Annotated in this window: 22 protein-coding genes and 1 tRNA gene; 18 read left to right on the top strand and 5 right to left on the bottom strand. The window is 66.1% G+C overall.

Going from position 1 to position 17,631, the window contains the following annotated elements; translation table 11 throughout:
- Positions 1–632: 632 nt before the first annotated feature.
- A complete protein-coding gene (locus NBRGI_RS07850) occupies positions 633–1,289 on the bottom strand; it encodes an HAD family hydrolase (RefSeq protein ID WP_158439804.1) in 657 nt (218 codons plus the stop codon).
- A 2-nt stretch (positions 1,290–1,291) separates the two neighbouring features.
- The gene (locus tag NBRGI_RS07855) at positions 1,292–2,140 is read right to left on the bottom strand and encodes a GntR family transcriptional regulator (RefSeq protein WP_029894027.1); all 849 of its coding nucleotides are present in this window, start codon (positions 2,138–2,140) and stop codon (positions 1,292–1,294) included.
- A 119-nt stretch (positions 2,141–2,259) separates the two neighbouring features.
- Here NBRGI_RS07855 and NBRGI_RS07860 point away from each other — a divergent pair, with 119 nt between their 5' ends.
- The 13 genes from NBRGI_RS07860 to NBRGI_RS07920 are packed head-to-tail and all read left to right on the top strand — an operon-like array spanning position 2,260 to position 10,181.
- On the top strand, positions 2,260–2,721 hold the full coding sequence (locus NBRGI_RS07860) for a hypothetical protein (RefSeq protein WP_029894030.1): 462 nt from the start codon (positions 2,260–2,262) through the stop codon (positions 2,719–2,721).
- Positions 2,721–3,536: a DUF2637 domain-containing protein gene (locus NBRGI_RS48665; protein ID WP_051727567.1), complete on the top strand. Its 816-nt coding sequence runs from the start codon at positions 2,721–2,723 to the stop codon at positions 3,534–3,536. Before NBRGI_RS07860 ends, NBRGI_RS48665 begins: the two co-directional genes overlap by 1 nt.
- 17 nt (positions 3,537–3,553) lie before the next feature.
- Positions 3,554–3,856, top strand: a complete 303-nt coding sequence (locus NBRGI_RS07870; protein ID WP_029894034.1) for a hypothetical protein — start codon at positions 3,554–3,556, stop codon at positions 3,854–3,856.
- Positions 3,853–4,278 carry a hypothetical protein gene (locus NBRGI_RS07875; protein WP_148310729.1) on the top strand — a complete coding sequence of 142 codons (426 nt, stop codon included), beginning with the start codon at positions 3,853–3,855 and terminating at the stop codon, positions 4,276–4,278. The genes NBRGI_RS07870 and NBRGI_RS07875 overlap by 4 nt, the downstream gene beginning before the upstream one ends.
- Complete coding sequence (locus NBRGI_RS07880) at positions 4,275–5,606, top strand: FtsK/SpoIIIE domain-containing protein (RefSeq protein ID WP_051727568.1); 1,332 nt, start codon at positions 4,275–4,277, stop codon at positions 5,604–5,606. The genes NBRGI_RS07875 and NBRGI_RS07880 overlap by 4 nt, the downstream gene beginning before the upstream one ends.
- A gap of 11 nt (positions 5,607–5,617) precedes the next feature.
- Positions 5,618–5,929: a hypothetical protein gene (locus NBRGI_RS07885; protein WP_148310730.1), complete on the top strand. Its 312-nt coding sequence runs from the start codon at positions 5,618–5,620 to the stop codon at positions 5,927–5,929.
- Positions 5,926–6,078 carry a hypothetical protein gene (locus tag NBRGI_RS48040; protein WP_158439806.1) on the top strand — a complete coding sequence of 51 codons (153 nt, stop codon included), beginning with the start codon at positions 5,926–5,928 and terminating at the stop codon, positions 6,076–6,078. Before NBRGI_RS07885 ends, NBRGI_RS48040 begins: the two co-directional genes overlap by 4 nt.
- Positions 6,075–6,215, top strand: a complete 141-nt coding sequence (locus NBRGI_RS48045; RefSeq protein ID WP_158439808.1) for a hypothetical protein — start codon at positions 6,075–6,077, stop codon at positions 6,213–6,215. Before NBRGI_RS48040 ends, NBRGI_RS48045 begins: the two co-directional genes overlap by 4 nt.
- The gene (locus tag NBRGI_RS07900; protein ID WP_029894042.1) at positions 6,215–6,454 is read left to right on the top strand and encodes a hypothetical protein; all 240 of its coding nucleotides are present in this window, start codon (positions 6,215–6,217) and stop codon (positions 6,452–6,454) included. Before NBRGI_RS48045 ends, NBRGI_RS07900 begins: the two co-directional genes overlap by 1 nt.
- On the top strand, positions 6,451–7,080 hold the full coding sequence (locus NBRGI_RS07905) for a hypothetical protein (protein WP_029894044.1): 630 nt from the start codon (positions 6,451–6,453) through the stop codon (positions 7,078–7,080). The genes NBRGI_RS07900 and NBRGI_RS07905 overlap by 4 nt, the downstream gene beginning before the upstream one ends.
- Positions 7,077–8,768 (top strand): replication initiator, encoded by a 1,692-nt coding sequence (locus tag NBRGI_RS07910; RefSeq protein ID WP_029894046.1) that lies wholly within the window; start codon positions 7,077–7,079, stop codon positions 8,766–8,768. Before NBRGI_RS07905 ends, NBRGI_RS07910 begins: the two co-directional genes overlap by 4 nt.
- A 13-nt stretch (positions 8,769–8,781) precedes the next feature.
- Entirely contained in the window at positions 8,782–8,961 is a 180-nt protein-coding gene (locus tag NBRGI_RS07915; protein ID WP_029894048.1) for a helix-turn-helix domain-containing protein, read from the top strand.
- On the top strand, positions 8,958–10,181 hold the full coding sequence (locus tag NBRGI_RS07920) for a site-specific integrase (RefSeq protein WP_051727569.1): 1,224 nt from the start codon (positions 8,958–8,960) through the stop codon (positions 10,179–10,181). The genes NBRGI_RS07915 and NBRGI_RS07920 overlap by 4 nt, the downstream gene beginning before the upstream one ends.
- A gap of 15 nt (positions 10,182–10,196) precedes the next feature.
- Here NBRGI_RS07920 and NBRGI_RS07925 read toward each other — a convergent pair.
- Both NBRGI_RS07925 and NBRGI_RS07930 read right to left on the bottom strand, forming a co-directional pair.
- Positions 10,197–10,281 (bottom strand) — tRNA-Ser (locus tag NBRGI_RS07925).
- A 24-nt stretch (positions 10,282–10,305) separates the two neighbouring features.
- Positions 10,306–10,806, bottom strand: coding sequence for a MarR family winged helix-turn-helix transcriptional regulator (locus tag NBRGI_RS07930; RefSeq protein ID WP_042255145.1), 501 nt, complete (start codon positions 10,804–10,806; stop codon positions 10,306–10,308).
- 187 nt (positions 10,807–10,993) lie between these two features.
- Between NBRGI_RS07930 and NBRGI_RS07935 the strand changes: the two genes are divergently transcribed.
- Positions 10,994–11,983, top strand: a complete 990-nt coding sequence (locus tag NBRGI_RS07935) for an NAD(P)H-quinone oxidoreductase (RefSeq protein ID WP_029894054.1) — start codon at positions 10,994–10,996, stop codon at positions 11,981–11,983.
- A 264-nt stretch (positions 11,984–12,247) separates the two neighbouring features.
- Here the strand turns inward: NBRGI_RS07935 and NBRGI_RS07940 are convergent, their stop codons facing one another.
- Positions 12,248–13,450, bottom strand: coding sequence for a cysteine desulfurase-like protein (locus tag NBRGI_RS07940; protein ID WP_029894056.1), 1,203 nt, complete (start codon positions 13,448–13,450; stop codon positions 12,248–12,250).
- A gap of 270 nt (positions 13,451–13,720) precedes the next feature.
- Between NBRGI_RS07940 and NBRGI_RS07945 the strand changes: the two genes are divergently transcribed.
- The 4 genes from NBRGI_RS07945 to glfT1 all read left to right on the top strand — a co-directional run bounded on the left by NBRGI_RS07945 (position 13,721) and on the right by glfT1 (position 17,424).
- Positions 13,721–14,326 carry a bacterial proteasome activator family protein gene (locus tag NBRGI_RS07945; protein WP_029894059.1) on the top strand — a complete coding sequence of 202 codons (606 nt, stop codon included), beginning with the start codon at positions 13,721–13,723 and terminating at the stop codon, positions 14,324–14,326.
- A gap of 347 nt (positions 14,327–14,673) precedes the next feature.
- Positions 14,674–15,531: a galactan export ABC transporter permease subunit Wzm/RfbD gene (gene wzm, locus NBRGI_RS07950; protein WP_029894061.1), complete on the top strand. Its 858-nt coding sequence runs from the start codon at positions 14,674–14,676 to the stop codon at positions 15,529–15,531.
- Positions 15,532–15,541: 10 nt separating this feature from the next.
- Positions 15,542–16,381 (top strand): galactan export ABC transporter ATP-binding subunit Wzt/RfbE, encoded by an 840-nt coding sequence (gene wzt / locus NBRGI_RS07955; protein ID WP_014981011.1) that lies wholly within the window; start codon positions 15,542–15,544, stop codon positions 16,379–16,381.
- On the top strand, positions 16,378–17,424 hold the full coding sequence (gene glfT1, locus NBRGI_RS07960) for a galactofuranosyltransferase GlfT1 (RefSeq protein ID WP_235210882.1): 1,047 nt from the start codon (positions 16,378–16,380) through the stop codon (positions 17,422–17,424). Before wzt ends, glfT1 begins: the two co-directional genes overlap by 4 nt.
- Positions 17,425–17,631: the final 207 nt, after the last annotated feature.

Below are 17,631 nucleotides of genomic sequence, written 5' to 3' on the forward strand. Positions count from 1 at the left end.
CGCAACCGAGTCGATTCTGTAGACGTGACGGTCGCTCCCCGCCGGCCTTTTCCGAGGGGGCTCCGGGCCTGGAGTCGGCGTCGTTGGCGACTCGCTACCGGGCGTCATTGACCGGTGGCCGGAGAAGGGGCCGAAGCCCCCAGGCGGTCAGACTCGGTCGAGACGGTCCAGGAACTCCGGTGAGGTGACCTTGTAGGTGAACCAGCAGCGGTTGCAGTAGTCGCCGTGCCACTGGTGATCTGGTCGGCCCCGCGGCTGGATCGGCACCTGGCACTACGGGCGGCACGGTTTCGGCGAGGCCGACCAGATCGCTCCCGGGCAGCGACTACTGCAACCGCTGCTGGTTCACCGGGCGGTGCAGGGATGCGTCAGAGGGTGATGGATCGTGGCCGTACGGGTCGCTGCCGACGCGCCGACGCTCCGGTCGGGCGGAGCGAAGCGGAGCCTTCTGCCGTCGTGCGTTCGTCGCGCGGCGGCGGCGGCCCGTAGGGCCGCTGCCGCTCTTGACTCTCAATGGCGGAATTCGGCAGCAACCGTTGTTCGTACGGTGCGTGCTGTTGTGACCAGAACGGGCTACCCGATCGGTTCCAGAGCAGACATCGTCGGGGCCGCCAGTGGGGCTCGGCTTGAGGTCACACGAGAGCGCTGCGGACTTCAGCCATGCTGGCGATCAGCGCATCTGGACTGTACGGGCGGAAGCGATCAGCTTTCCCCGGCTTGTTCGCGAGTGCGATGACAGGGATTCGAGCGGCTCTTCCAGCTTCGATGTCGGAGAGCGAATCACCAACGAACACGCAGTTGTCGGAGATTGCGTGCAGTTCGCGTGTTGCGACGTTGAGCAGGTGAGGACTCGGTTTCAGCTGCGTGTAGTTGTTGGGCGTGCGACCGTAGACTCCCGCGATCGAGCTTCGAAGGCCATGCGCGGAGAGGTACGCATTGATCGCAACGACAGAGTTGTTGCTCACGACGGCGATCGTCCATCCACTGGCGTGGAGGTCGTGAATGAGGGCGGGGGTGTGCTCGGTGGGCTTGGCCGACCGAACGGCGTTCAGCTCGAGTTCGGTGAACCTACGCTCAATACTGCTGGCCTGCACAAGATTCCGGGATGCCGCATACCGGAGGATCTCAAAGGGGTCACGCGCGGCTGCGATGTCGGCAGGAGACGATGAACCTACGAGTGTTGCGAGTTCCTGCGACACCTCGCGATCCGTGACACCAGCGAAGACGGCACAGATCGGCCCGTCGAAGTCCAGCAGGAGGCACGAACGATCACGCAGGAGTTCGGCCAAGCTCATGACGGTCGGTAGTCCCGCGCGACGGAGGTCCAGATGCTGTCGAACCAGATCTGGGACTGTTCGACGAACTGGCTGTCGTTCGAGTCGGGGTCGGCGTCCTGGCCGTGCTCGAAGAGGGTGGCGTCTTTGCCCATGAGGTCCCAGACGGCGACTGATTCTCCGTCGAGTTCCAGTCGGTGTTCGCGGACTGGGTAGTAGCCGAAGAAGGCTTGCTCGCCGTTGAGGATGTAGAGCTTGAACAGGGGCACCGCAGGGTACGAGCGGACCTGGGCGGTGGCGCTGGTGACGAGTCCAAGTGAGGCGAGTTCGTGGACGGAGTCCACGATTGCGGTGGTATGGCGCTCCATGATTCGTGTTGCTCGGCGGCGAAACGCTGGGCTGTCGGAGAGATCATCGGTCCGTGCTGGCAATGACCAGGGCATCGACGCGTCCGGCACCAAGAGTCGGACCGTAAGCGACTCAGGCCGGAGTCGACCTTCCCGGATGCGGTCGAGTGGCTCCGCAATAGCACCGTGCAGGGTCTCCCCCGAGAACCCCGCGAAGTCGATAGTGACCGCGGTTGCCTCGAATGCGCGCTCAATGTGGCGCCGGAGTCCGACCGGACGTTCTGTGCGCTCGCGAACGTAGACGCCACTGCCCTTCCTGGACACCACGAGCGACTCTTCGCGAAGTATCCGAATCGCCTGTTCCACAGTCGCTTTCGCGACGCCGTAGCGCTCGACGAGCTGGGGTCCAGACGGGAGCTTTTCGCCGGGCGCGAGCTTCCTGGTGAGGATGGCCGCACGCAGCACGTTCGCGATTTGCTGCGAAGCGGGCCGAGGGTCGTCGGGATCGATGGCGTCCATGCGCTCAGGATAGTCGATCTGCCTAGGCAACCCAGGAACCTCTTGACCTACCTAGGGAGCATGCGTAGATTGAAGATACCTAGGGAGGCTGGGTAACTTTCAACCAAGGAGATGACGAGATGGCTTTGAAGGATGTGTGGTTTCGCCCGGAGTTCCGTGAGGCGTTCCCGTTCGGGTTGCTGTTGATGGGTGAGATTCAGCCGGTGACGGAGTTCAGCCGGGATCGCAATGCGCCGAAGCGGCAGCGGATCGACGTTGATGACGAGGGCAACGGGACGGGCCTGCGGTTGTGGAAGGGCACGGTGGCTGATCCGTCGGGGATGGGTTCGAGGAACTCATCGTTCGATGTGACGTTCGTGGCTGACGTTCAGCCGGTACCGGCGGGCACGCAGGTGTCGGAGAACGTGTTCATGGTCGAGCTGGAGGGTTTGCAGATCAAGCCGAAGATCGCGGGTTCGGGAGAGTTCAAGTCGATCGGCTGGAACATCCGGGCTACCGGGATCAAGGGTGATACCTCCGGTGCCAAGCAGGCCCCGAACGATCCGGGTGCTTCGCGTCCGTCCGGTTCTAAGGCGGCGTGATGAAGACGGCAGGCCAGCAGTCGGCGGGGATGCGGTGGGCGCGCTGGTCTGCCGTGGTCATCATCACGGTCATCGGGGTAGCCGCGTTCGTCCTGTCCTTCGCTGCGTTGCGTGATCTGGCGATTCTGGCCAACACTCCGAAGCGGTGGGCGTGGCTTTTCCCGGTGATCGTGGACGGCACGATCATTCAGGCGACCGTGGGTGCGCTGGTGCTGGCGAAGTCCCCGGAGCGTCGTTGGTTCCTGTGGGTGCTGGGCACCGGTGCGATGGTCTCGATCGCGGGCAACTCGCTTCATGCGGTCGCGGCCGGCCGAATTCTGCCGGGTTGGGCTGCGGCGTTGGTGGCGGCGATCGCCCCTATCTCGCTGCTGGTCGACACGCATGGACTGGCGGTGTTGTTCCGTGCCGCACAACATGCTTCGGCTCCTGAACCGGTTCCGGCGGGCGAACCTGTGCGGGAGGTTGTGCCGGTGCCCGCGGCTGCTGTTCCGGTTCCTGCGTCGGTTCCTGCTCGCCGTAAGAAGGCGTCCACGCGTCGTGATCCGGGCAAGGTCGCCCGAGCGGTGGCGATGCACGCTGAGGGTAAGAAGTTCGCTGAAATCGGTAGGGCGCTGGGCATTTCGGCCCAGACGGCGGCCAAGTACGCCAAGTCGGCTCCGGTGGTGCCTGTCGCAGTCCCGCAACCGGTGAGTGCTCCGGTCCCGCCTGCGACCCCTGTTTCTGCGCCTGTGGTGGCCGGTGCGCGGCCGGTGCCGGTGCGTTCCATTCATCCCGTGCGGCCGGTGCAGCAAGCGCTGCCGATCACGGTTTCTTAGACAAGGAGTTGGTTTCGATGGCCGAGAACAACGGTGCGGTGGTGTCGCTGGCTCTGCGTCAGCGGTGGACGGCCGGGATGGTGTTGCTCGCGGGTGTGGTGGCCTTGCCGCTGGCGCTGCTGTTGACGGTGGGTCGTGAGCCGGGCGGGACGGTGGCCACGGTCGCCCCTCGTGCGGATGGCTGCGTGATGTTCTGCGAGGACGCCCCGAAAGCGTCGTTCCGGGACGGCAACTGTGCGGAAGCACCTCCGGGAATCAATTTCACGCCCTGGACGTGCGCGCCCCTGACTACTGCAACGGCTCCGAAGGCGGTGCGGTGATGTCGGGGCAGGAGATGGTCAAGGCCGAGGGCTATTGGGTGCCGCGTAATCCGGTGTGCCGTATCGGGTTCCATATCAGCGGTACTCGGATCAAGGGCTTCGGTGCTCCCGGAGTGCGTTACGGCGATGAGGGTCCGAACGAGTTCGCGGGCTTGGTGGTGTTCACCTTGGGCGGGCATCACGCGAAGGGCCGGATGCCGTTCCTGGCGATGAACGTGGACACCGCCGAAGAGCTGGTGCAGCTGCTGGCCGCTGCGGTGCGTGACGGCCGGATCGCCGAAGGTGCCGGGTTGGAGCCGATCGCGTTCCGTGACATCACCTACGACGGCTGCACCTGCACCGAGTGTGACGATGAAGTGGCCGCGCTCCTGGAGGCCGAGTACGACCCTGATCCTGAGCCCGGCCCGGGGTGGTCACGATGAGCGTGCTGACTGCGGGGTTGATCACGGGTGTCTCGCTCGCGGTCCCCGCCGGCCTTTTCTGGATCGGTTCCCGTGGGGCCACCCGTAAGCCGAAGACTCAGACGGTGGCCGAGATCGTGAACGATGCCCGGCCCGAGTTGCGGACCGCGGTGTCGATCCTGGCCGATCCGTTGCAAACCAACCTGATGCTCGCCGCCCTGGGTCTCGGGTCGGCCGAAGGCGGATTCCCCCACGTCGAACGCTACGACTACACCCGGTACGGGATTGCGGTCGACGTGGTGATGCTGGGCGGCCAGTCGCTGAAGAACTGGTCGGGCGATGAGGTGTGCAACCAGTTCGCCACGTATTTGGCGGTGCCGAAAGTGACAGTGGTGTCTCCGGCGCCGTCGTGGGTTCGTCTCCAGGTGAGGGTGTTTGACACTCTCGTCGCCCCGGCAACGCCGCCGGAGGTGGTCCCCAATGGTGTGGACCTGGAGGCGGTCCCGGTCGGTGTCACCGAGGACGGGGACACCTGGCGGTTACGGGTGCTCTACGCCCACATCCTCGTCGCTGGTGCGATGGGTTCGGGCAAAGGCAGTGTGTTGTGGTCGCTGCTGGCCGGTGTCGGTCCGGCGATCAAGACCGGGCTGGTGGATGTGCGCCTGGGTGATCCGAAGGGCGGGGCGGAGTTCGGGCGTGGTGAGGACCGGTTGTTCACCCGCTTCTGCGTCGAGGCCGCCTCGATCTTGGCCATGCTCGCCGAAGCGGTCGAGGAGATGGACGAGCGGGCGGTACGGATGCGCCGCGCCGGTCTGCGCAAACTCGTTCCCACCGTTGATGAGCCGCTGATCCTGATCATCATCGACGAAGCCGCGGCGCTGTCGTCGTATGCGACCCGTGATGAGCAGGAGGAGTTCCGGCGCCTGACCGGCCTGTTGTTGTCGAAGGGCCGCGCGGTCGCGGTGTCGGTGGTGGCGGCGTTGCAGGACCCGTCGAAAGAGACCATGCCCAACCGGCAGCTGTTCCCGGTCCGGATCGGGCTGCGCCTGGACGAGCCGACACAGAACGCCATGGTCCACGGCCAAGGTGCCCGGGATCGGGGTGCGCGCTGTGACGAGATCAGCGAACACACCCCCGGTGTCGGCTACGTCGGCCAGGACGGCACACGCGGATTCGTGCGAGTGCGCGCGTTCTGGGTCGACGACGACGCCGCCGACGCCATCGTCGACGCCTTCTCCCCGGCACCCGAGATCACCGGTCCCACTGAGGATTACAGCGGTTTCGATCCTGATGACCTCGGCGACGAAGACGACGGCGAGGACGGGGATGCTGCGGGGGTGGCGGCATGAAGCGAGGATTCGTGACCGAGACACACGTGGTCATCTACTGCGACATGTGCGGTGATCACTACAGCGAAAACACCGGTGAATCCATCTGTTTCGACTCCACCCAACAAGCAGTGTCGTACCTGCAACACCGCTCGGCCGGTGTCGGCTGGGTCTACGACGGAGATCGCGTGTGGTGCGACGGCTGCATGGCCGCTGACCACTGCGACCGCAACGGCCACCAGTTCCCGGAAGGCTGGCAGACCACCAAACGCCTGCTCGGTGTGTCCACCCGTTCCCGCGCCTGCATCGTGTGCGGCATCGCTGAAATCGAGGCCCTGTCATGACCATTCACCTCATCGACGACAACGACGGCTACGACCGCGAGGAGCTGGATGCGGTGATCTGCCTGCACACCGCGCGTCAGCTCATCGATGACCACTTCGTCCCGGCCTGGGACGAGCAGACCGACCAGACATGGGAGTGGGCGGCATGAGCACCGAAGAAACCCTTCAGTGCTGCGGGGTGCCGATGTCGGTGCAGGCGGCCCCGTGGGACTGGCAGCACTTCACATCCCAGGTGTCGCGCTGCTACGAGTGCGGGCACTGCGAACCCTTCGACGAGGAGCCGTGATGCGCCCCCGCGGCCGTGAGTGGGCGTTGCTCGTCGGCGGTGAAGTACGGCCGTTGCTCAAGGCCCGCAACATCACCGACGCCACCATGTACGCCTGCAACCTGTCCGCCCGCAACCGAGCCAAAGCCGTTGTCGTCTACCGCGATTCAGACACTCAAGCGTGGCGGCGCTGGATCGACGACAAACCCGTCCCCGTCCAGCTCGCATTCGATCTACCCGGCAGAAAGACCCGCTCATGACCACGAAAACCACCGCTACACACACCGACGCGCGCGAACAACTCTTCGAGGCCCTATGCCTGCTGATCTGGCAGCTACTCAAAGCCGCGGCCGTGACCGTGTGGTGGGCGCTGCTGTTCCCGATGGTCTCGCTGCCGATCGCCGGAGCGGTCGCCGCCGGCCTTTTCCACGGCTGGGTAGTCGGGGGCCTGGTCGCGGTGGGGTGGTTTGCGGGGATGGTGGCGTGGCGACTGTGGAGTCCACGAACCTTCGAGCGAGCCATCACTGCCAGGGCACGAACCCGGTTCCTGGCCTGGTGGCGTTACCGGTCCCGCTGGACCCGGCTCCTGACCGCGTGCAAGCTCACCACCCTCAGCGACGGGTCGACGTTCGTTCCCCGGCTTCTCTCGGTCCATATCGGCGCGTCCACTGATCGGGTGCGGGTGCGGATGCTGCACGGGCAATGCCCCGCCGATTGGGAGTCTCGCGCCGACAACCTGGCCCATGCCTTCGGTGCCTTGGACTGCCAAGTCCGCATCGCCGGTCCCGGCCTGGTGGAGCTGCGGTTCCGCCGAACCGATTCCCTGGCCGACCCGTTCGAACTCCCCTTGCCCGACAACGGTTTCCGGAAGGACTCGTTTCGATGACCAACACCTCCCCCACCGAGAGTGTGAAGACGGGAGGGACTGCGGCCCAGCGCCGTGCCCTACCCAACCTGTACGAGGTCGCCCAGGCCGCCGCAGAACAGTACGACGTGTGCAAACGCCCGATCGCGATGCGAGTCGAAGACCCCAAGACCGGCACCGTCACCTACGAAGGGTCGCCGTGTAAGTCCACCATCGAATCGGTGTGCCCGGCGTGCGCGAAGGCCAACCGGCTGCTGCGTATCGCTCAGTGCCGCGAGGGATGGCACGCCAGTAGTGAACTCGTCCCGGACAAGACCGACCCGACTACACGTCAGGTCGAATTGCTCACTGAGCGTGCCGATTTGGTCACCCAGTACCGCGCGGCGGTCGCTGAGGCTGCGGAAGACCTCGCCGAGTCCCTGCGCGAGGTCATCCGGGCCTTGGATGAGGATCTACGCGAAACCGGTCTCCGTGGTCGTCTCCCTGCCCTGGACGCCAGCAGTAGGGATCGGCGTCGGCGCTCCACCAGGCGGCGTCAGGACGTCCCGGACCTGCCCCGCAGGAAGGTGTCCAAGCGCACGGTCGGCGAGCCGATCGGCGGCCACCTGTCCTCGATGTTCGTCACGTTGACCATGCCCGGCTACGGCAAGATCCGCCGCGACGGCGCGACCGATGCCAACGGTCAGGAGTGCTCGGATGGTTCCCCGGTGGACTTCGACAGCTACGACTACAGCCGTGGCGCGCGTGACATCGTGTTCTTCTCCCGGCTGGTCGATCGCTGGATTCAGAACTTGCGTCGTGCGGTCGGCTACGAGGTGCAGTACTTCGCCACCGTGGAACCGCAGCGCCGTGGTGCCCCGCACCTGCACATCTTGATCCGGGGTGCGATCTCGCGGGAGTTGTTGAAGTTGGTTACTGCGGCCACCTATCACCAGGTGTGGTGGCCGCACTTCGACCGCGAGAACCGTGTCTACGGCGGTGCTCATCAGCCGGTGTGGGATGCCAAGCGGGCCACCTTCATCGACCCTGAAACCCATGCGCCCCTGACCTATTGGGATGACGCCCTGGACAAGCTGGACCAGGTGGACGAGCTGGAGCCCGCGCACGTGGTGCGTTTCGGTACCCAGATGGACCGCAAACAGATCAAGGGCGTGATCGCGGAGAAGGCCGGACGCACCATCGGCTACGTCACCAAATACCTGACCAAGTCCATCAGCGAAATCGTCGAAGCCCACACCGACCGTGCGGCCGAACACTACGACCGGCTTCACGCTGAGCTTCAGTCGGTGCCGTGCTCGCCTCGCTGTGCGGTGTGGCTCGAATACGGCATCGTCCCCCAGGGCGCGAGCGACAAGACCGTACCCGGCCGCTGCAAGGGCAAAGCACACCGCCGAGACACCCTCGGCCTGCCCGGTCGACGCGTCCTCGTCTCCCGGCGCTGGTCGGGCAAGACCGTCCTCGACCACAAGCAGGACCGGGTCGATTTTGTTCGGCAACTGCTCGCCGACGCCGGCATCGACAAGCCCGACACGAGCCACTACCGGGTGACTCCCGTCGAACCTGGCGACAAGTCCCGGCCCCTGCGTGAGCACCTGATCATGGGCGCGATCGCGCGGCGAACTACCTGGCGAGCGGAATACCTGCGCGCTCAACTCGCGGCAGGCCCACCAGAGCCCCCAGAAACTTCGGCAATTCAGCAAGCGGCGTAAAGGGAGGCGCGATATGTCCAGACTGTTGAACGAAGAAGAAGTGCGGAAGCTGATCCCGATCGGGCACAGCAAGTACTACGAGCTGATCGGTACCGGCAAATTGCGGTCGGTCAAGATAGGCCGTCGTCGGTTCGTCACGGAACAGGCCGTCGCGGACTACATCGCGGGATTGGATCAGGAGGCGGCGGCATGAGTCGTCGGCAACTGCCTCCGCAGATCGAAAAGATGACGCTAAAGAGCGGTGCGGTTCGATACCAGGTGACCACTGAGGCTGGGACCGATCCGACGACGGGGAAACGACGGCAGACGCGCAAGCGGTATCGCACGGAGAAGGAAGCACGCGATGCGTTAGCGGAGGTCACCAATGCGGTTTCGCGTGGTGCGTACGTTGCTCGTTCGGTGACCACCATTGAGCAGGCGTGCGCAGAGTGGTTGGGTGGCAAGCGGATTGCCAAGAGCACGAAGGCCGCGTACACGCATGCTCTTCAGCCGCTGCGTGATCGTCACGGTTCGCTTCCTGTTCAGCAATTGGCCAAGGCACACCTTGACGACCTGGTGAGTGACCTGCAAGACGGTGAGTTCGTTTACGCGCACGGACGTGCCTGCAAGACCTGGAATGCCCAGACCATCAACCCGATGCTGCGCATCGTCGGCAAGGTCCTCCAATCACAGATGGGGCAAGGCCGCCTGGCGCGCAACGTTGCTGATCTGGTTGATCGGGTGCCCGGGTCGCGCAAGGAAATGGACACCTACAACGCAGCCGATGTCCGGAAGGTCCTGGCTGCTGCGGATCAGGTTCGTGCTGGCCATTCGTGGCACCTGGCGTTGTCCGGTCTTCGTCGTGGCGAGATTGCCGGATTGCGTTGGAGCGATGTTGATTTCACTGCGGGCACTGTCACGATCATCAACACCCGGATTCAGGTAGACGGCGAGGTCATCGAGAAAGAGACCAAGACCGAGAAGTCGAAGCGCACCTTGCCAATGACGCCGGTAATCACGGCTGCTCTGAAGAAGGCCAGAGCGGCACAAGCGGCGGAACGGCTGGAGCTCGGCAACTGCTACGGGCCTGGTGAGTACGTGGTGTGCGACGAAGCCGGATACCCGGTGCATCCGGACCGGCTGTCGCGGGAATGGCATCGGGTCTGTGCCCTGGCTGGCGTGCGGCATATCCGGCTGCACGATGCCCGGCACACCTGCGGCACCCTGCTGCACCTTCAGAACGTCCCGATCGCAGTAGTGTCGGCCTGGCTGGGGCATTGCGACGCTGCCTTCACCATGCGGACTTACGTCCACAGTCAGCCGGACGCGTTGGCCGAGGCTGCCCGGAGTTTGAACGCGGTTGTGACAAACCGTGACAAGACTGCTGGAGTTCGCTCGGCTCGAACACGTGCACGCCGCAGGCCAACAGCGTGACCAGGACGTTTGTTGCGGAGACGGAGGGATTTGAACCCCCGGTCGCTCTCGCGACGCTCGCTTTCAAGGCGAGTGCATTCGGCCGCTCTGCCACGTCTCCAGGATCACGATGGTAGCGGACGGGTCAGAGGGGGCGCGTTCCGATTTCTTGATCGACGCGGGCGAAGACTTCGGCGATGACCTCCAGCTGGTGGGGGGTGAGCAGGTCGACGAAATCGCGGCGGACGGCGTCGACGTGGCCTGGGGCGGCGGCTTCGAGGCGGCGCATGCCTTCGTCGGTCAGTTCGGCGAGCACGCCGCGGCCGTCCTCGAGGCAGGTGTTGCGGCGCACCATCCGCTCGGCTTCCAGCCGCCGGATCTGGTGGGTGAGACGGCTGCGGGAGGAGAGCACGCCGTCGGCCAGTTCGCTCATCCGCAGGGATCGGCCGGGCGCTTCGGAGAGCAGGACGAGGATGCGATATTCGGCGACGCTCAGGTCGCTGTCCCGTTGCAATTGCCGGTTCAGCGCGGTCATCAGGCGCTGATGTCCGTCCATATAAGCCCGCCAGGCTCGTTGCTGCGCCGGGGTGAGCCACCTCGGTTCGGCCGCAACGGGACTGCTCGATTCGGGGTGCACGGTGCTCATTCTAAGCCGGGCGAACTGGGGAGATCCCTGGTGCGGGAAAGCCATACCGGACTACCGACGGAGTAGGTCTGCAGGCCGTTCGCCACAGCAAGATTTTGTGCCATCGCACAGATCGAAGCGCGAGGTTTGCGGTGCGGCGACCGGGGCCGCCGCCCGTGCGGGCGGGCACAGGGGCAGTATGGGTCTCGTGCATGCGATCAAGCTGAACAGTTTCGGTGGACCCGAGGTGATGGAGTGGGCCGAGGCGCCGGATCCGGCGCCCGGCACCGGCGAGGTGCTGATCGAGGTGACGGCGGCCGGAGTGAACCGGGCCGATCTGCTCCAGCGCCAAGGGCACTACCCGCCGCCGCCGGGCGCGAGCGAGGTGCTCGGGCTCGAATGTTCGGGTGTCATCGCCGAACTCGGCGCCGGCGTGCACGACTGGCAGGTCGGCGACCGGGTGTGCGCGCTGCTGTCCGGTGGCGGCTATGCCGAGAAAGTTGTCGCGCCCGCGACGCAACTGCTGCCGGTCCCCGAGGGATTGGATCTCGGCGCGGCCGCGGGACTGCCCGAGGTGGCGGCGACCGTGTGGTCGAACCTGGTCATGACGGCGGGCTTGCAGGCCGGCCAGCTGCTGTTGATCCACGGCGGCGGCAGCGGCATCGGCACCCATGCGATCCAGGTGGCCCGCGCTCTCGGCGCGCGCGTCGCGGTGACGGCCGGCTCGGCCGAGAAGCTGCGCCGATGCCAGGAACTCGGCGCGGAGCTGCTGATCAACTATCGCAACGACGATTTCGTCGCCGCCGTGCGCGCGGACGGTTCGGGCGCCGACGTCATCCTGGATCTGATGGGCGCGGCCTACCTGTCCCGCAATGTCGAGGCGCTGGCGAACTTCGGCCATCTCGTGGTGATCGGGATGCAGGGCGGCGCGACCGGCGAGCTGAATCTCGGTGCGCTGCTGCGGAAATGGGGCAGCGTGCACGCGACGAACCTGCGGAACCGGCCGGCCACCGGCGTCGGCAGCAAAGCGGCGGTCATCGCCGAGGTGCGGCGACACCTGTGGCCGCTGGTCGCCGACGGCAGCGTCGTCCCCGTCATCGACGCCGAGGTGCCGGTCGCCGAAGCGGGCGAAGCCCACCGGCTGCTCGAATCCGGCGACGCCTTCGGCAAGGTCACCTTGCAGATCCGCAACCCCTGACTCCCGCGCACGAACTGTCACGCCGCGCACGAATTCGTCGGCGAGAACGTGCGCGGCACGCGACAACATGCGCGGCAGGCAAAGACGTGCGCGACAGGAAACTGTCTGCGCGACAGACGAATCCGCGCGGCGCGCAATAACCTGCGCGGCGCGCAATAACCTGCGCGGCGGGCATTAACGTGCGCAGCAGGCGAATACCTGTGCGCCAGGAAACTACCTGTGCAGCAAGCGAATTCGCGCGCGGCGCGCAGCAACCCGCGGCGCTCACTCCAACGCGACGAGCGCCCGGCCCAGCTGGTCGATCTCGAACTTGGTGGTGTAGGGCGCGAGACCGATGGTGACCGCACCACCTTCGTCGTTCACGCCGAGCGCGTCGAGCAACCTGCTGCCGCCGTGCACCCCGCTGACCGTGCCGATGCGGTTGTCGGCCAGCTTGGCCGCCACCTTCTCGGCCTGCATGCCCGCGAGAGTGAAACTGACGGTGGGGATTCGGGTGGAGGCGCGGCCGATGACGGTCAGGCCGGGGATCTTCTCCAGCACGTCCATCAGATGCTCGAACAGCTGATCGTGGTAGTCCTGCAGCGACGTGATCGACATTTCCAGGCGCTGGCGCCTGCTGCCCCGCGCCCGCTCGTCCAGGCCGGCCAGGAAGTCGATCGAGGTGGTGAGCCCGGCGAGCAGGGCGTACTGGTGCCCGCCGACCTCGAGCCGCTCGGCGCCCTTCGCGTAGGGGTTCAACGACATCGACGGAATCCGGTCCAGGAAGGCCGGGTCGCGGAAGACCAGCGCGCCGATCTGCGGGCCGCCCCAGGCGGGGGCGCTGAGCGCGACCACGTCGGCGTTGAGTTCGTCGATGTCGATGAGTGCGTAGGGCGCGGCGCCGAACGCGTCGGCGACGAGCAGTCCGCCCACCTCGTGCACCCGGTCGGCGGCCACCCGGACCGCGGGCGCGGAGCCGACGATCGGCGAGGCGGCGGTGAGCGCGACCAGTCGCGCGGTGGGGCCGATCAATTCCTCGAACTGCCAGGACGGCATCTCGCAGGTTTCGATCTCCACCTCGGCCCAGCGCACGTGCGCGCCGTAGCGATTGGCGATGCGCAGCCACGGTGCGACGTTCGCTTCGTCGTCGAGCCGGGACAGCACGATGCCGGTACCGAGGCCGAGCCGCGAGCTCAGCGATTCGGCCAGCCAGGCCAGCAGGACCGCACGGTCGGGCCCGAGCACGACACCCGCCGGATCGCCGCCGACCAGATCGGCCACCGCCTCGCGCGCCGCGTCCAGGATGGCGGCGCTGCGCACCGCCGCGCCATTGCGGCCGATATGCGAAAAAGAGGATGTCCGGAAACCTGTTGAGACCGCGCGGGATACCGCATCGGGCACCAGCATGCCCGCCTGCGGGTCGAGATGAATCCAGCCGTCGCCGAGGGACGGTATCAGGCCCCGAACCCTCGCGACGTCGTAAGTCATGTTGGCCACTCTAAGGGCAGCGGGCGAGCCTGTGTAACCGTGTTCCCCTCCGCTTCCGCACGGGGGCACAGCGACCTGGGACTCAGCATGGCAACCGACTTTCAGCAAATCCGAACCACACGACCCGAACAGAATAGAACGCCGCCGCGTCGCCAGGGCGGGGACCGGGCACACCGGTGCGACAGCTCGTCGCACCGCCCGGTGCGGTCCGCGCGACTCTCAGCGCAGCCCCTTTAGCGCGTTCGGCGGCAACGCGACATGATAGGGACCATGACGCAATCGGATGAGTCACCGGACCACATCGTCGTCGTCGGACCGGACGGCCGCCCGTTGGTCATCCCGGCGGAGGCCGCATCGGACGCGCCCTTCACCGCGCAGGTGGTGACCGACGAGGACAAGAAGGGCGAGTCGGACGACCGCGACGACGCGGGCGAATCGCTGGCCGACATGGTCGAGCAGCCCGCGAAGGTCATGCGCATCGGCACGATGATCAAGCAACTGCTCGAAGAGGTGCGCGCCGCTCCGCTCGACGACGCGAGCCGCAGCAGGCTCAAGGACATCCACAAGTCGTCGGTGCGCGAGCTGGAACAGGGCCTGGCCCCGGAACTGCGCGACGAACTCGAGCGGCTCACGCTGCCGTTCACCGACGACGCCATTCCGTCGGACGCCGAGCTGCGGATCGCCCAGGCCCAGCTGGTCGGCTGGCTGGAAGGGCTGTTCCACGGGATCCAGACGGCGCTGTTCGCCCAGCAGATGGCCGCCCGAGCCCAGCTCGAGCAGATGCGCCAGGGCGCGCTACCGCCCGGCATCCATGCCGCGGACCCGCGCGGCGGGCCGGCGAATCACGTCACCGGCGGTTCCGGGCAGTATTTGTGAGCCCTGCCGCCCGGCTGTGAGAGGCACCGGCCCGTGTGTGCCACGCGGGTCGGTACGAATGTCCAAGGGTAGGCTCGGGCACCGTGCCCGCCGCTGCCGCTCGCCCCGACTCGAATCAGAGTCCGGGGCGTCGTGAAGAGAGCTCAGTGCGTTCAGATGACAGCTCAGTGCGTTCAGAAGACCCCGAGCGTTCCGATGAGTCCGAGCGTTCCGATGCGTCCGCGCCACCAGACGCCGACGCCGCTGTGGCGCGCGCGGAAGACAGCCCGCCGGAAGCAGGCTCGGTGAGCGCGGGGGAGGCTCCCGCCGTGTCGAAGGAGACCGCGGCGGACGAGCAACCGGCCGCCGTGCCCACCGAACCGGTGGACGATGCGCCGATCGCCTCGGATTCACAGACCTTCCAGCGCGCCTTCAAGGACTTCCGGGTCGGCTTCGGGCAGCGCGAACTGTGGCTCTCGCTCGGCTGGCAGGACATCAAGCAGCGGTACCGCCGTTCGGTGCTCGGCCCGTTCTGGATCACCATCGCGACGGGTGTGCAGGCTGCGGCGATCGGCCTGCTGTATTCCGCGCTGCTCGGCCAGCCGGTCAAGGACTACCTGCCGTATGTGGCGGTCGGCATCATCGTCTGGAATGTGATCAACGCGAGCATTCTCGAGGGCTCCGATGTCTTCATCGCCAACGAGGGACTGATCAAACAGCTGCCGTCGGCGCTGAGCGTGCACGTCTATCGCCTGGTCTGGCGGCAGTTGCTGTTCTTCGCGCACAACATGCTGATCTATTTCGTGGTGCTCGTCGCGTTCGGCGTGTGGGAAAAACTGCACTGGACCGCGATATTCGCGATTCCGGCCCTGGGACTGCTGTTCCTCAACGCGATGTGGGTGTCGATCGTGTTCGGCATCTTCAGCACGCGCTACCGCGATATCGCGCCGATCCTCGGCAGCCTCACGCTGATGCTGTTCGTGCTGACCCCGGTGATGTGGAATACCAAGAGCCTCGAGGCGCAGGGCGGACAGGTCAGCGAGCGCGCGAAACTGGCCGAGATCGTGCCGACGTTCCACTACCTGGAGATCATCCGCGCCCCGCTGCTCGGCGACGACCAGCACCTGTATCACTGGCTGATCGTCGGCGCCATCACGGTGGTCGGCTGGATCGTCGCCATCTTCGCGATGAAGCAATTCCGTTCGCGCGTGCCGTACTGGGTTTAGGAGCGGATCGATGACCGAGCATGTGAGTATCGAAACCCGCCAGGCCTGGGTCGAATTCCCGATCTTCGACGCGAAATCGCGGTCGCTGAAAAAGGCGTTCCTCGGCAAGGCCGGCGGCGCGATCGGGCGCAACAAATCCGATGTGGTGGTGGTCGAGGCGCTGCGCGACATCACGCTGTCGCTGAAGGAAGGCGACAAGGTCGGCCTGGTCGGGCACAACGGCGCGGGCAAATCGACACTGCTGCGGCTGCTTTCGGGCATCTACGAACCGTCGCGCGGCAGCGCGCGCATCCGCGGCCGGGTGGCGCCGGTGTTCGACCTCGGCGTCGGCATGGACCCGGAGATCTCCGGGTACGAGAACATCATCATCCGTGGCCTTTTCCTCGGGCAGACGCGCAAGCAGATGCTGTCCAAGATCGATGAGATCGCCGATTTCACCGATCTCGGCGAATACCTGTCCATGCCGCTGCGCACCTACTCCACCGGTATGCGGGTCCGCCTCGCCATGGGCGTGGTCACCTCGATCGATCCCGAGATTCTGCTGCTCGACGAGGGCATCGGCGCGGTGGACGCCGAATTCATGAAGAAAGCTCGGCTGCGCCTGCAGCAATTGGTGGCCCGATCGGGCATCCTGGTATTCGCCAGCCATTCCAACGAATTTCTCGCCCAACTCTGCGATACCGCGCTGTGGATCGATCACGGCGAGATCCGTTTGCGCGGCGGTATCGAAGAAGTGGTGCGAGCCTATGAAGGTCCGGACGCGGGCAACCACGTCGCGACCGTGCTGCGCGAACTGGAAGCCGAACGGGCCATGGAAAACGGACGAGAACTGGAGCGGAACCAGGTATGAGTGAGCCGACCGGGCAGGACACCCCGATCGAGACAGGGGCGGCCGCCCAGGTCGACTCCGCATCGCAGACGCCCGGTGCCCCCGCCGCGGAACCCGCAGTGGGCAACTCCGATTCGAGCGCGGTGACCCCCGCGGGCACCGGACCGGACGCGCGCATCGTCGCCGTGGTGGTCACGCACAAGCGTCGCGAACTGCTCGCCGAGTCGCTGAAAGTCATTGCCTCCCAGTCACGTCCGGTAGACCACCTGATCGTGATCGACAACGCCAACGAGGCCGAGGTGGCCGAGCTGGTCCGCGATCAGCCGATCGAGTCCACCTACCTCGGTTCGGCGCACAACCTCGGTGGCGCAGGCGGTTTCGCACTCGGCATGCTGCACGCGCTGAGCATGGGCGCGGACTGGGTCTGGCTGGCCGACGACGACGGCCGCCCCGACGGCGCGGAAGTGCTTGCCACCCTGCTGGATTGCGCGCGCCGGCACGGACTCGTCGAGGTGTCCCCGGTGGTGTGCGATATCGACGAACCGGACCGGCTGGCCTTCCCACTGCGCCGCGGCGTGGTGTGGCGGCGGCTGCGCTCCGAACTCGGCGACGAGGATTTCCTGCCCGGGATCGCGTCGCTGTTCAACGGTGCGCTGATCTCCGCCAAGGCCGTCGACGTGATCGGCGTGCCCGACCTGCGGCTGTTCGTGCGCGGCGACGAGGTCGAGGTGCATCGCCGGCTGGTGCGCTCCGGACTGCCGTTCGGCACCTGTCTGCAGACCGCGTACCTGCATCCCAACGGCGCCGCGGAATTCAAGCCGATCCTCGGCGGGCGGATGCACACCCAGTACCCCGACGACCCGGTCAAGCGCTACTTCACCTATCGCAACCGCGGCTACCTGATGTCCCAGCCCGGCATGCGCAAGCTGCTGCCGCAGGAATGGATCCGCTTCTCCTGGTTCTTCCTGGTCACCCGCCGCGACCCGGCCGGTCTGCGCGAATGGTTCCACCTGCGTTCGCTGGGCAGGCACGAGCAGTTCGGTAAACCGGACGCACGCGGGTAGAGCGCGGATTTATTCGGTTGCGTGCCCTCGGCGCGCATGCGATGGTGAGGACCAACTGCGAGAGAGACGAGGAGGTGTGGACCGTGGCTAGGACTGTTCGGATTGCCGTGCCCGGACGAGCTGTGCGCATGCACGCCGCCACACGGACCTCCGCCCTCATCTCCAGTCGCTGAGTCCGGTACGGGCTCGGTGCCCGACGAAGGATTC

This window comes from Nocardia brasiliensis IFM 10847 (genome assembly GCF_000710915.1).
GTDB classification, from domain to species: domain Bacteria; phylum Actinomycetota; class Actinomycetes; order Mycobacteriales; family Mycobacteriaceae; genus Nocardia; species Nocardia brasiliensis_A.